This window comes from Arthrobacter sp. CAN_A212 (assembly GCF_015752345.1).
In the GTDB taxonomy this organism is placed as follows: domain Bacteria; phylum Actinomycetota; class Actinomycetes; order Actinomycetales; family Micrococcaceae; genus Arthrobacter_D.
This window is the reverse complement of sequence record NZ_JADOUT010000026.1, coordinates 16,429-30,155: the sequence shown is the minus strand read 5'-3', so window position 1 is coordinate 30,155 and position 13,727 is coordinate 16,429. Positions and strand designations below refer to the sequence as shown.

The following is a 13,727-nucleotide window of genomic DNA, read 5'->3' as shown; positions in this document are numbered from 1 at the left end:
GGTCGACCCGGAACCATCCACCGAAACCTTCAACCCATCCACCGTTGACGTAAACGCCGCCACCGGAGCCACATTCACCGGCGCCGCAGCAACTGTGACGTCCTTCGTGGTGCTGTGAGTAGCACCATCGTCATCAGTCACCGTCAACCGCACGGTGTACGTACCAGCGGTGGCATAGGTATGCGTCGCATTCACCCCGGTACCCGTGCCACCATCGCCAAAGTCCCACGCATACCCGGCAACCGTCCCATCAGAATCAGACGACCCCGAACCATCCACCGCAACACCCAACCCACTCACCGTCGACGTAAACGCCGCCGTTGGGGGCGCGTTGAGCAATACCCCGGTGGTTCCGGCGTCGAAGTGGGTCTTGACCGCCCCAGCGCTCAGGGCCGTCGGGTAGATTGCCACTTCGTCGATGTCGCCCTGAAAGTATCTGCTGGTTGGAATTGAAGCCCAGCCCGCCAGGTTGTCGCCACCAATCCTCCAGTATCCGTCAAATGATCTGCCCGTCGTGGTGTCGGTGCGGCCAGCGACGCGCGCGCCATCAACGTAAAGCTGCATTCCACCTGTCCCAAGAGTTGCAACGACATGGTGCCAGGCGCCGTCGTTGTAACGGGTGGTGCTATTGACTGTGCGCCGCACACCTTTCGGAGCAACCCCGAAGAAAATTCTGCCGAGGTTATCCATATAAACATGCCGGTCTACATCAGCGGACAACGTACTGAGTGCATTTCCGAACCCAATGATCTTGCCACCTGACGTAGTGGTGGTCTTAATCCATGCCTCGGTGCTGAACGTGTTGGGCCGCTTGGCGCGGGTTGGGTTAGCAATAATGCCGCTCGTGGTGCCGTTCAGCCTCACACTCGTGTTCGCCTCGCCGCTCAGGGCTCCTGCTGTGCCGAAGGTGACCCCGGCGGACGCCGTCAGGTCCTCTACGCCCACCGAATCGAATACGGTGGGACCAACTGGTTCACCCAGCCGCCAGTGTGTTGTTGGCTCATCCCTTTTCACGGTCTGTTGATAGGCGCTGGCCTGCTGTTCTTCGCCCGACACCGTGACAGTCACTGTGTCGGAACGAACCTCGTTGCCAGCCGGATCCGTGACGAAGATCCGGTAGCCATACTGCCTACCCGGCACAAGACCGGTGTCGGTGAAGGACATACCCGGACGCTCCCAGAACGTCGATTCCAGTGATTTCGTGTGAATCACGACCGTATCCCGGCGAACCTGGTAGGTCAGGTTCTTGTTGTCCTGGTCCCAGTTGGCCTGCCAGCGAACACGCACTGTTCCCGGCGCCGTCGAAATCAGGGTTGGATTGAAGTTAGTGCCGGTTACGCGGGGACCCCGCAGGTTCGGCGCAATCCCTTTCACTGCGAAGCGAACCAATCCTTGCTGCGCCGCGCCATTGACTGACGGAAACTCGCCGCCATAGGCGAGGTACTGATTGTTACCAGTGACCGACCACGGCCCCTGGTTCTGACCGGTGAACCGTCCGTCGAGGATAGTCGGAAACCAGTTCAGCAGCGTCGGTGACGGGTTGCCCTCGAAGTTTGTATAGCCGAATGGTTCATCAGTGATCGTACCCGTGGCGCTCTTGCTGAATGCCAAAGCACGGTTAAATTGCCACGGAGCTTCCTGGGGAAACCCGCCGATATTCCCGCAGTAGTGGGCGTGGCCAGCTGAATAGATGGCATCTCCCACCGGAAATACGGAATAGGTGTCACCGTGGCAGTCCTGAATCCAGTCAGTAGAGAAGTCCGACCACTTGACCGAGAAAACTCCCTCGTGTGTACTGTCCCGCCCGAAGGTATAACCGGAGCCGTAAACGTTTGTGGAGTCGGACGCAAGACTGGTAACGGAACCACTCGGGCCGCCGTTGCGAACGATATTGTTGATCGGAAAAGGCAGGGATTGACCCGTCGCGACGTCCACTGCGCCAAGACCATATCCCGGACGGATGGAGCCATTGAGTGTTGTGAACGATCCTCCAACGACCATCTTCGTGCCATCGGGTGACAGGGCCAAGCCGTTGACCTGTCCATCACCGGCCACTGGCGCCCAGTCAAGCAGGGCACCATCGGTGGCTCTGAATGCGGCAAGTCGGGACCTGACGACGGTGCCTACTCCGGTGAATACACCGCCAAGATAAACTGTGTCGTTTGTCGCCACGATGGCTCGCACTGATGCGTCCATCTTCGGCACGAAATTCGTCAGGAGGCGCCCGTTGGAAGGATCCAGGGCCGCGACCCGCCACACCGTTGCGCCATTGACGGTGGTAAAGGCGCCGCCTACATAGATCCGTAATCCGTCCGGAGAAGACGCAATCGCTGTGGCCTGGCCATTGAGGTTCGGCGCAAAAGAATCGATGAGCACACCGGTGCGGATGTCATAGGCGAGGATGTTGTTGCGCTGAACGGTATTCGCACCCACTGGGGAGCCAGCCGGGCGTGCAGTGGTGAAGTTGCCAGCCACGTAGACAGTATTGCCGACGATGGTTTGCTGCCAGACAACGCCGTCGATCTGAACCGTCGGCAGCGCATCAGCGGTCACGGTCGTGGGGCTGGCTGGGTTCGCAGGGTCTATCGGTGCGCTGTCTGCTGCAGCGGGCGTCACTCCCACGATGGCCATCGATACGGTTACCGCGAGCGCGCACAACAGCGAGGTGAGGTTGCGGAACAGCGATCGAGTATTTCCTCCAGGACTTTTCTGGGCATTCTGGAGAGGACCCGCGGTCCGCCGATGAGCCGGTTCTTGTGCTTTCACGACTAACCTTCTTCGCCTGGTGCCGCACCTTCGAATGCAGCGATGGGGGAGGATGCTTCCCTGTTGAAAAGAATCCGTACTTGGTCCCGCTGATCGGCGGGAATCGAAAAGACGAGGGTGGTCGCTGCGGATTCGCCCGCGTCGACGGTTGCCGGGAATTCGGTGGCACCGGATCCAGTCAGTTGAACCGCTGGCAGGCTGTCCGGGCCAAACTCGACGTTCACCACTGAGTTGGTCAGCGATACCGCCTCGCCGGTGGTGTTCTCCACGGTGATGACGAACCGCAGAGCCGGTCCGGCGATCTCGCCGATCCCGTAGGCTTCGGCGTCGATTGCCTCCATCGAGCTCACGGACGCTGTGATGCCCTTGGCGAAGGCGGACGGCTCGTCGAGGGTCACCGGCTCGGACACGGGCTGTTCGATGGCGGCGAGTTCCGCATCGGTGGTCGCGGCCTCCTCAGCCTCCTCAGCCTCCTCAGCCTCAGCGGACTCGATATCGGCTGGTGCTGCTGCATCGGTGGTCGCTGCTGCCTCGTCGGTCTCTGGCGCGGCCTCCTCGTCCCCGGCAGCTGGTTCGGTCGACGGGGCGTTGGCGGGTGTCGAAGCGTCCGGCTCCTCCGGTCCGGCGTCAGTCGGCGATGCAGTGCCCGCCGCTGGGACGGAGACGGTGGGGGTGGGGGTGCCTTCAGCACTGACGTCAGTGGCTGCCTGGCTGGACACCAAATAGCCGATGCCCAGGGTGAGTGCCAGCCCACAGGCCAGCACCCCCGCCATAACCTTTCGTCCTGTGCTGTGGGGAGCTGTCTCCTCCGGTGTACCGGCGTCAATCGGATCATTCACTGCGCTTGGATCATTCACTGTGCTGCACTCCCGGAGACGTCGGCGTGGCGGGCCCTGCTGGGTGCGTCAGGGCGGTTCCGGGCCGTGGCATCAAGCCTGCCCATGTCCCTAAACCATTTGACTGACGCCAGGACCAAGTGGCCGAGGTTGGCGACAAACACCACCGTGTAGAGGGCCATGAAGATTGACGGCGCCCCGAGCAGGACGAAGGTGAGGCACAAAAACCCGTAGTCGGTGGGAATCAGCAGCAGCGACTTGAGCCGGGATCCCGACCCTTTCGAGGGAACCGCCCCGGTTTTAAGGGTGTGGATTTCTTTCAGATGATCGTTGAGGATCATGGAGAAGAAGGCAACCGCTGCAACCACGCAGAAACCCAACGGAACCAGCAGCCAGAGCGGGCTGGACAGGTCAAAGCCGCGGTAGGCGCCGATCAGTACCGCCAGATGGATACTGGAAAGCTTCGCGCTGTCCACCACGTGGTCGAGCCATTCGCCGGAGAGCGATCCGCCGCCGCGCAAGCGAGCGACCTGTCCGTCCGCCGCGTCAAACGCGTACCCGACGGCCAGGCAAAGCCAGACAGCAATCCCGAGCCCCCAGGAGAGGTTCCCGAAGGCAATCATCCCGATTCCGGTGAAGGTGAATGCGGCGCTGATGACGCTGACGGCGTTGGGGGTCAGACCGGCACGGTGGCACGCGGCCGCAAGATACCTCCCGGCACGGCGGTTGATGTAGACCGAGTAGGGCGGGGCCCCGGGTGCGGCGACCTTCTGCGCGGCGGCCAGGGACAGCACTGTCCGGCGATAGGTCCCGCCGGTGGAACGGCGTTCGGTGAGAGTCTGGCTCATGTCGTCACCACCTTGGGTGCCGTAACAATGCTCGTGGCGTCGGCTGTCCGGCGGCGTCCGCCGAGACGACGCGCCGGGGTCTTCGCCAGGGAGTAGCACAGCTTTTCGTAGCGTTCAGCGACGTCGTCCCAGTCGTACCGTTCGGCAGCGCGCCGTGCGAGCCGGCCACGCCGTTCGCAGTCAACGGGGTCGCGTTCGGCGGAGTGCACGAGGCGCATCACGTCGTCGCTGTCGGCGAAATAGCGGCCCGCCTCGCCCAGCACTTCCGAATTGAAGTCCACTTGGAATGCGTTGGTGGCCGCTCCTGCACCGATTGCGCGGAGCAGCGAGGGGTTGGTACCGCCCACCGAGTGCCCGTGCCAGTACACCCGGGCGTTGGCGTACAGCTGGTCGAGGAGTTCCTGATCCCACACTCCCCCAAGAAACTGCACCCGCTGATCGGCAAGTGAGTGGACCTTCCGGATGTAGGTGTCCGCGTAGGGTGCGGTGCCCACCACCACGAGGGGCAGTTGGGCGGCACTCCTGCGGTAGCCATCAACAACCAGGTGGACGTGGTTTTCCGGCTCGAACCGCGCCACGACCAGGTGGTATTTGCCGGTCTCCAGGCCCAACTCCTGCACCTTGTCGCTGGCGGGGTTGTCAATCAACGGTGCCCCGTAGGCGATGTACTCGGTGGGTGCGTTGAACCGCTCACGGTAGTAGTCCTTAATGCCGATGGCGTCGGCGATCAACGCGTCGGACCATTTGACGGCGAGCGCTTCGACGGCGCGGTAGTAGCGTTTCCCCACCTTGCCCCATTTGGCACGCTTCCATTCCAGACCGTCCACGTGGGTGGCAACGGGAATCCCGGCCGCGCGAATCACGGGCAGCCAGGGCGCGTTGGCCGCGTTAAACACGATCGCGACGTCGGTGCGGTGCCGAAACAAGTGGCCAACCGACAACCCGGTGTGGCTCAGGGTTTCCAGCGAACGCTTGCGCAGGGACGGAAGATGGACGAGCCGCATGCCGAGGTGCTCCCGCACGTCAGCGTCCGCTGGGGTCACCGGACGGCAGTAGACGGTCACTTCATGGCCCATCGCCGCAAGGCGGCTGCCGACCTCTTCGATGCAGGTTTCGAACCCGCCGTAACGTGCGGGTACCCCCCGGGTACCGACCAGCGCAATGCTGAGCGGTGTCATTCGCTGCGAGCCCAGCGGATTGTTCAGTGATTTCAACATTAGTTGGTCCCATTCAACAGTGGATATTCGTGGTGTTCACGGTTCAGGTTCTCCAGGGCCCTCCGTAGCGCGGTACTGGAGGTGTGGACGGTGTACGGAAAGTAGACGACCGAGACGTTCCGCACAGCGAACTCCTGTTCGAGCCGCCGAGCCCGCTCGGTTCCCCGCCAGTCGTCGCCCTTGAAGAAGATGTTGAACCTCAGCTGATCCCAGACGGCCATCTTGTCCGGTACGGTTTCGGCGCAGACCCGGTCGACCAGGCCAATGTTCTCGACAATCTCCATCCGCTCGGCCAAGGGGATCACAGGCCGGCGTCCCTTCGTGACCTCAAGGATGTCGTCGGAGACCACCCCCGCGATGAGGAAGTCACAGCGGGATTTCGCCTGCCGCAGGATGTTCAGGTGTCCCACATGAAACAGGTCGAAGGCTCCCGCCGCGTACCCGATGCGGATACCCTGCACCTGCTCGTTGCCTGTTGAGTCGTAGGTCATCAGTACGCTCCTGTCGGTTTGACCAGTACTTTGAAGGTTCGCCACATGATCATCAGATCCCCGGTGACCGACCAGTTCTCGACGTAGTACAGGTCGAGGCGAACACTCTCGTCCCAGCCCAGATCCGACCGGCCGCTGATCTGCCAGAGACCTGTGAGACCTGGCTTGATGAACAACCGGCGGTGGGTATGTCCTGCATAACCAGAAACCTCGCTGGGAAGCGGCGGCCGGGGCCCGACCAGCGCCATGTCACCGCGGAGGACGTTGAGGAGCTGCGGGAGTTCGTCAATGGAGTACTTGCGGATCCACCGGCCCACCCGGGTGACCCGGGGATCGTCACGCATCTTGAAGAGGACCCCGTTGCCCTCGTCGCATGCCTTGAGACCGGACAGGTCCGCCTCCGCGGTCGTGACCATCGACCTGAACTTGTACATCGGGAACTCGGCGGATCCCCGGCCAACACGGTGCTGCTTGAAAATTACCGGGCCCTTAGTGTCGCGCCTGATCAGCAGCGCCACGATGGCGAAGACGGGGGCCAATGCGATCAGGGCTGTAAGGGACACGACCACGTCCATCAACCGCTTCACGACGTGGCGTCCCCCAGCGAACTGTGGCATTTCGACGTGCATCAGGGGCAGGCCCTCAACCGGACGCATCTGGATCCGGGGGCCGGCAACATTGGTGAGCGTTGACGCCAGCACCAGTTCGGTTGCCGTGCGTTCCAGCCGCCAACCGAGTTCACGGATGTATTTGCTTCCCTTGTGGAGGTGGCCAGCGACGATCACTGCATCGGCCCCGGTGTCGGCGACCGACTTTTCCACCCTGCTCAGCCCGTAGACCACCGGGATCTGCCGCTCGCCTGCCTGAATGACCTGCGACCGGTCCTTGCCTTCCAGGACGGTCCCGACGACGTCATACACCGCCCCGGTCTTCTTCGCCAGCTGGCCGACCACGTACTGGACGTCGTCGTGCCGTCCCACCACGATGACCTTGGACAGGAACAGTCCGAACTCCCGCTGGCGCATGAGCCAGTTCCGCCAGATCCACCGGCTCCCCAGCAGCCCGACCAGGCCAGCGGGGAGGGTGATAATCAGGAAGTTGCGGAAGTCGTGGGCACCAAACAGGACCACTGCGACTGCCATCCAGCTGAAAGTGGCGGTGCTCGCCTGAACGATCCGCTTGTATTCGGAGACACCCACACCGATCAGCCGCGGGTCACGGGTCCTGAACGTTGACAGCATGGCCAGCCACCCCCCGCAGACTGCAACGGCGAACGTCACTGTTTCGGTGGTGGCCGCACCGCTGACCATGCTGTTCAGGATCCAGTCTGTGCTGATGATCACTGCCGTGAGGATGATCAGGGTGTCGGTGACCCGCAGGGACATCTGGTAGCGCTGACGCCAGGGAACTCCCGACACGGCTGCTGCGCGGACTCTGGGACGCCGCGTGAGCGCGGGGAACGGGAATCTTAGGGTCTGTTCCTGAGTCTGATACATGTCACACAGCTGTCCGGCGGCCTGCGCTGAAACGCCGGCCGTCTTTCGTGAAAGGAGCCGACGACGGCTGGGGACGAGCCTTGGTCTCGGAAGGCTCCGACGTCGCCGGCTCCGCATGAGGAGGACGCATACCGAGGTGCTGGACAGGTACCATCCGGCTTGCTCCCCGCTGCGTCCAGGACGGAATGACGTGGCCTAGCCCGGCCACTGTTCCGCCAGCTGGTAGTAGGTGGAAACGCGTAACTCCAGAAAACCGGCGGATTGCGCCGCAGGTTGAGTTGTTCAACATATCGAGACCCGCTTCATAAATGCCCAAGTACTGCAATTCCCAAGTACTGCCTTCGGGGGCAAGCCTATGAATCCGCCCGGAACCGGACACGAGTGGTAGCTACCTGACTTCCGGCAGGTAGCACTACTCGTGCTGGCACCCCCGCCGCGGGTAGTACTCGCTGGATGACCGCCGGCTACGCGCGAGTCCCGCGGCGGTCCGGGTGCGGGCAATGGACCCGAGGCTGTCGGTACCTGGTCCGCTGGCCGCCTTGGGCTCGCGGACACGCAGGACCCGAGCCGGACGCGCAGGATCCGCTGGCGGTCTGGCGGGTGCTACCTAAGTCAATTTAGGACGGGTTGAGATCCTGCAGGTCCTCGCGGCGGCTGATGCCGAGCTTCGCGAAAATCCGGTACAGGTGCCCTTCCACGGTGCGTACCGACACTCCGTGCTGTTCGGCAATGTCGCGGTTGGAGTGGCCGCGGGAAGCAAGGGTGACGATATCCTGTTCCCGTTGGGTCAGCTTGGTGGCTGACTGGGCCTCCGAGAATTGGTGCCCGTGCAGTCCCTCCAGCTTGTCCACCACAGCGTTCAGTGTGGGTTGCAATGCACGGGAGCGCTGGGTCTGGCCCTGCGCGGACAATAGGTTGATGGCCGTACCCAGGCATTCGGCGGCAATCAGGAAGTAGTCGGCGTCCCGGGCTTGCTGGGCGGCAACTTCCAGCGCAGTGGGGTCCTTGGCCAGCATCCCGGCGGCCATCGCGTTGACCATCGCTCCATCGGCCCCCTCGAAGGTGGCGGTGATTCGCTGCAGGGCGGTGAGCGAGGCGGAGTCGCCCAGGCGGACCGCCAGTTCGAATGCTGACGCGGCGAGGGTTGCCATGCCAGTGGACTCGGCGTCCTCGGCGATCCGTCGGAGTTCTGTGATCGCCGCCGAGGCGCCCACCAGGTGCGCGTTCGCTCCCACGGCGTGAATTTTTCCCTGCAGCCGGGCCTGAAGCGACCCATAGGCGGGAAGGGCTGCGAACTCGTTCGAGTAGCGCTGGGCGCCCGCTGTGTCCCCCGCCATGGCGCAGGCGTAGGCCGCCATCCCGGTGGACATGGTCAGCAGTTGGGCGATGTCTGATTCACGGAATCCTTCGACAGCAAGCATCAGGCGTTTCCGTGCGGTCCGCATCCGACCCTGACGCAGCGCAATGATGCCTTCGAAGTACTCAAGAATTCCGCCGAAGTACACCATTCCGCCGTCGGCGGCCTGCGAGTACGCGGCCAGGAGCGAGCCGATCGCCTTCCACTGCCCGCCGCGGATCAGTGACATCCCGTGCCGGGTGATTACGAACTCCTGATGGCGCAGGAAGCGGTGCCCGCTCGCCGCGATGATCTCGAGCGCCTCGGTGGTGGCGGCTGCACCTGCCAGCGGCCGGCCCGTCGACCCGAGTGCCTCACCGAGCAGGGCCAGGGCAGCCAGACGGGTTTCCTCGGTGCCCTCTGGGTTGTCTCTGATGGCGACCAGATGGGTTTCCGACTCGAGGTAATGCCCCTCCAGGTTGAGCACGAAACAGGACAGGATCTGGCTCCCCATCCGGGAGAGCCTGATGGAGCGGCTGGACGATCCGTTCCGTTGCTGTTCGATGCGGTCCACCGTCTGCTCCCAACGGTGGACGTCCTCCCGAATCTCCTGGGAATTCCCTCCTCCCCTCATTCGCAGGTCGATCGACAGGAGGGTAGCCTCCTTGGCGATCCGCAGGCTCCCGCAGTTGATGAGGGCCTCGTCAACCAGTTCGCGTGCGTAGGCGAAGTCGCCGCGCGTCATCCGCGCGTGCGCAATTTCCACCAGGGCACGCGACTTCAGCTCGGGTGCCTGGACCACCCGCGCCGCACGGAGCGCGAAGGTGGGGTCGTAGAGCCGGTTTGCCACGATTGCGGCCTTCAGCAATGTGGCGTCGTCAAGCACGGCCCCGCAGTCGAGTCCCCAGGACACCCAGCGGAGGAACCCTTCGATCGAATCGGCCTGGTCCTCGATCAGTTTGAGGAGACGCCGGCGGATGGCATTGCTCCGACCAATCGGCACCTGCGCACGGATAACCTCCCCGTACAGCGGGTGGGCGAGCGCCACCCGCGGGTCGGGGCCGGGGGTAAGGGAGAGGAGCTGGTCATCGACCAGGGTATCGACGGCGAGGGGGTCGCAGGTTTCGCGAAGGACGCTCAGTGCTACTGGCTCGGCGAGCGCGACGGTCTCCAGCACCTCGAGCTCTGCCGTCGAGCGGCCCCGGAGCTGTCCCTGGATCAGGTCCGTGAGCCGCAGGTCGATCCCGGGCCGTTCACCGGAAAGGCACCATACTCCGTTCCGCTGCACCAGGTACTTGGACCGCGCATCGGGGTGGAGCAGGGCCAGGAGAAACATCGGGTTGCCTTCGGAGGCCTTGCTGAGGACGGCGCTCACGCTGGAGAGGATCTCATCGCCCAGCTCCCTGACACATAGTTCGTGGATCTGCTGCCGGTTCAGCGGATTGAGATCGTACCGGTACAGCATACCGTCGTGGGACAGCGCCAGGAACTCCGAGGGTGGGCCGGGGTTGGGCCGGGCGAGCACCAAGGCCCGGGCGCGTCGGGTGGCGATGAGCTGTGCGAGGAGGACACTGGTGCTGTCGTCGAGGTCGTGGGCGTCGTCCACGATAAACAGGGGAACCGTGCCGCCTGTGCCCTGTTGCCCCAGGTGCCGGGTCAAAGCGCGGTAGATGGCGATGGGCGATCCGGCGTCGGCCACCGACAGTTCTCTCAGATAGGGAGCGAGCGCGCCGAACGGCACCTTTTTCAGCGAAGGCTGGGCACCGATATGCACCACCGTGACGTCCCCACCCAGTCCATCGGCAACCGTCCGGGCCAGCGCAGTCTTACCCAGCCCGGGATCACCCACCACGATGGCGCCGAACTGGTGGGGCTCCGACAGTTTCGACAGGATGTCCCTGACCAGGAGCTGCCTGCCGACCAAATTGGTGGAGGGCGGAGTAACGCCAACCACGGGTTCAGGACTATTCAAGGATCATCTTCAGTTGGCTACGGTTGGAGACCCCCAACTTCGCATACACCTGATACATATGCCCTTCGACCGTCCTGATGGACAGCGTCAGCATTGCCGCGATATCGCGGTTGCTTGATCCTTCGGCAACCAGCCGGGCGATGCTCCGTTCACGTTCGGAGAGCTTGTCCAGGACGCGCTGGCGCAACTCCCCGCCACCGCGCCCCACCGTGCGCAGGATGCCGCTTGCCGCCATGGCGGCCCGCTTCTCCCCCTCACCGGGGCTGTCGGCCGACATCCGCTGCACCAGGTTGGCTGCGTCCGCGGCCAACCGCTGATTACCGACGTCGGCCGCCAGCTTCGCAGCCTTGAGGATCTGGGCGGTGTCGCCGGAGGCCACTCCCTTGCCGTACAGGGCACAGATTTCGGCGAACACTCCCTGGCCATCCATGCCGCTTGTCGCAAGCCGCTCCCCGACGTCGGTCATCCCCAGTTGCACCGCCTGGCAGAGGAAGAACAGTTCGTGTCCGAAGTTGCCTGCCGCCCGGTCCTCGTCGGCCAGCTGGAGCATCTCCCCGGCGGCCTGCAGGCGGTCCCGCGTCGCAGTCGAAGCCAGGACGGAGAAGTATCTGGTGGCCCGCGCGGTATGCCAGTCGAACCGCCGGGCGGCCAGGTCCACCTTCCCAAGGTGGGACATCGACAGCTGGGCATCACCGATGAGGGTGTACGCATAGGCAGTGGCCGCTTCGGCCAGGCTGAGGAACTCCTGCCGATCGCGGATCCGCAGTTGGCTCAGTGCGGGGAGCAGTTTGGTCAGAGCCTCGGTCCCACGCCCGGCGTAGGCATACAGGCAGCCCTCCGCCAACTCGAGCGAGGTCCCATCGAAGATTCCCGCGAGAGATCCCTCCTGATGGTCGCTGATCATCGCCAGACACCGCTCCCACTGACCAGAAATCAGCATGACTGAGAACAGCCGCACCTGGGCTGACTCGGCGAGCAGGGGGTCCTCGGTGGAGTCCGCCAATCGGGATACCACCAACCGGCTGAGTTGCACCGCGTCGTCCTGACGTCCCGTCATGCTGAGGGCTTCGGCCAGCCAGCCGCACAGCTGGTGCCGGACGGTCGGATCCATTGAGTCGCCCTGTCTCAGGAGGTCATCGATGGGCTCGATCATGGCTGCGTACCGCCCGTTGTGGGCGCTGAGCTCCGCGTCGAGCAAGTCCGTCTCAGCGAGCAGGCCTGCAAGACCCTCAAGGCCTGACTGTCCTTCCCGGATCAGTCGTTCGCGGATCTTCGCCAGAAGGACATCCGCCTCGGCGAACCTCACCTGGTCCCGGCTGAGCAACCTGCACCTGAGCACCTGCATGGACACCCACTCGTGGAGGTTCGGGTCCTGGGGCTCCGAGGAGATGAACGCGTCCAGAATCTGCAGGGCCCGCATGGTATCGCCCTGGATTCCATAGGCCCGCGCTTTTTCGGTGACTTCCCTAGCACCCACTTTCTCTGGCGGAACCGCGCCAAGGAACCGGAGTGCACCCTCCGTGTCGAAGTAGCGGTTCGCAAGCTGGGCCGCCTCGATCGCCAGGACAGGGTCAATCTCCAGTGAACTGTCCAGGCACCAGGCCGCATAGTTCATCCGGCTCAGTGCAGGCATGGGGAGTTTGAGGGAGGCGGCAGCCAACTGCTGGACAAGCTCCCTGCTCCGGCCAACGGGTACCTGGCGTCGAATTACCTCGCCGATCAGGCCGGTGACGACCCGGACCATGGGTTGCTGCGTCAGCTCGATCTCGAAGATCCCGGTTTCCATCAGCGCGTCCACTTCGTCCCCGCCGGCGAAATCGGAGAGCAGCTCCAGTGGCATCGCCCCGACGATGGAGACGATCTCGGCGGTTCGTCGCTGGTCGGGAGACAGCCGGGCCAGACGGGTGGAGATCCGCTCAGTGATGATGCGGCCGGGATCGGGTGACCTCCGTGGACCCGCCACCCAGATTCCGTCCTGGGTAGTGATGTACCCGGACTCCACCTGTTCCCTGCCGATGGCTTGCAGAAACAGCGGGTTACCCCCGCTGGCGTGCCAGGTGTCGAGCACGACAGACCGGGAGACTGGCCCTCCAAGGCCGAGGGTCAGCAGCTCCGCTGTGTCGGCCAGCGATAGGGGCTCGATATCCACCCGGCGGATGAGCTCATCTTTCCAGAGGTCGCTGAACTCGTCGGGAGCTGCGTGGAGGGTCTGGCACACGAGCAGCACTTTCACAGCCCCGCTCTTCACCAGGTGGGCAATCGCCGTCGCCGAGGCACTGTCCAGATCCTCGATGTTGTCCACAAGGATGAGGGTCCGTTTGCCGCCTGACCGCCCAGCGAAGAGCTCCTGGAGGCTCCGCAGCAGGATGAGCGGATTGTCGACTGCCGCATCATCAAGGTCGCTCAGCACGAAGTTCAGTGCGCCGTAAGGCATGTCTGCGGTGAGTGCGCTCCCCCTGATGTAGAGAAGATCAAAGTTGGCCTCGACGTCGCGGGAGACCCGTTGCGCCAGCACGGTCTTGCCGATGCCTGCCTGGCCGGTAAGAACGGCGCCCTGGCAGTCTTGAGAGACCACGGCATCCCGCAGAACTGATAACTCACTGTCCCGGCCAACAAGTGGCCAGGCTCCTTGTACACCAAACATAGCGCCCCACTACATGGTGCAGGTCGGCACGGCGAGTCGTCCCAGCCCGACAGATTCAAGGAAGGAGGAAACGGTCCCCGTTCCAGCTTTGACGAAAGTTGCAGAGTCCGCCTCAGCTTCT

8 protein-coding genes are annotated in these 13,727 nt (G+C 63.5%); all 8 read right to left on the bottom strand.

From position 1 onward, the window contains the following. Positions 1–2,553, bottom strand: a 2,553-nt coding sequence (locus tag IWX64_RS17135) for a LamG-like jellyroll fold domain-containing protein (protein ID WP_334683337.1), incomplete at its 3' end; no start/stop codon positions are given. A 215-nt stretch (positions 2,554–2,768) separates the two neighbouring features. Further along, on the bottom strand, positions 2,769–3,605 hold the full coding sequence (locus IWX64_RS15185; protein WP_196867969.1) for a hypothetical protein: 837 nt from the start codon (positions 3,603–3,605) through the stop codon (positions 2,769–2,771). A 14-nt stretch (positions 3,606–3,619) separates the two neighbouring features. Next, positions 3,620–4,450: a CDP-alcohol phosphatidyltransferase family protein gene (locus IWX64_RS15180; RefSeq protein WP_196867968.1), complete on the bottom strand. Its 831-nt coding sequence runs from the start codon at positions 4,448–4,450 to the stop codon at positions 3,620–3,622. Beyond that, positions 4,447–5,667, bottom strand: coding sequence for a DUF1972 domain-containing protein (locus IWX64_RS15175; protein ID WP_245345717.1), 1,221 nt, complete (start codon positions 5,665–5,667; stop codon positions 4,447–4,449). Before IWX64_RS15175 ends, IWX64_RS15180 begins: the two co-directional genes overlap by 4 nt. Further along, positions 5,667–6,158, bottom strand: a complete 492-nt coding sequence (locus IWX64_RS15170) for an adenylyltransferase/cytidyltransferase family protein (RefSeq protein WP_196867967.1) — start codon at positions 6,156–6,158, stop codon at positions 5,667–5,669. Before IWX64_RS15170 ends, IWX64_RS15175 begins: the two co-directional genes overlap by 1 nt. Next, on the bottom strand, positions 6,158–7,654 hold the full coding sequence (locus IWX64_RS15165; protein WP_196867966.1) for a sugar transferase: 1,497 nt from the start codon (positions 7,652–7,654) through the stop codon (positions 6,158–6,160). The genes IWX64_RS15170 and IWX64_RS15165 overlap by 1 nt, the downstream gene beginning before the upstream one ends. A gap of 617 nt (positions 7,655–8,271) precedes the next feature. After that, on the bottom strand, positions 8,272–10,944 hold the full coding sequence (locus IWX64_RS15160; protein ID WP_196867965.1) for a LuxR C-terminal-related transcriptional regulator: 2,673 nt from the start codon (positions 10,942–10,944) through the stop codon (positions 8,272–8,274). Between the two features lie 10 nt (positions 10,945–10,954). Further along, a complete protein-coding gene (locus tag IWX64_RS15155) occupies positions 10,955–13,606 on the bottom strand; it encodes a LuxR C-terminal-related transcriptional regulator (RefSeq protein ID WP_196867964.1) in 2,652 nt (883 codons plus the stop codon). Between the last annotated feature and the right edge of the window lie 121 nt (positions 13,607–13,727).

Coding starts and splice junctions, on each gene's coding strand:
- IWX64_RS15165 (WP_196867966.1), bottom strand. CDS start 7,654: ATGTATCAGACTCAGGAACAGACCCTAAGATTCCCGTTCCCCGCGCTC.
- IWX64_RS15170 (WP_196867967.1), bottom strand. CDS start 6,158: ATGACCTACGACTCAACAGGCAACGAGCAGGTGCAGGGTATCCGCATC.
- IWX64_RS15175 (WP_245345717.1), bottom strand. CDS start 5,667: ATGTTGAAATCACTGAACAATCCGCTGGGCTCGCAGCGAATGACACCG.
- IWX64_RS15155 (WP_196867964.1), bottom strand. CDS start 13,606: ATGTTTGGTGTACAAGGAGCCTGGCCACTTGTTGGCCGGGACAGTGAG.
- IWX64_RS15180 (WP_196867968.1), bottom strand. CDS start 4,450: ATGAGCCAGACTCTCACCGAACGCCGTTCCACCGGCGGGACCTATCGC.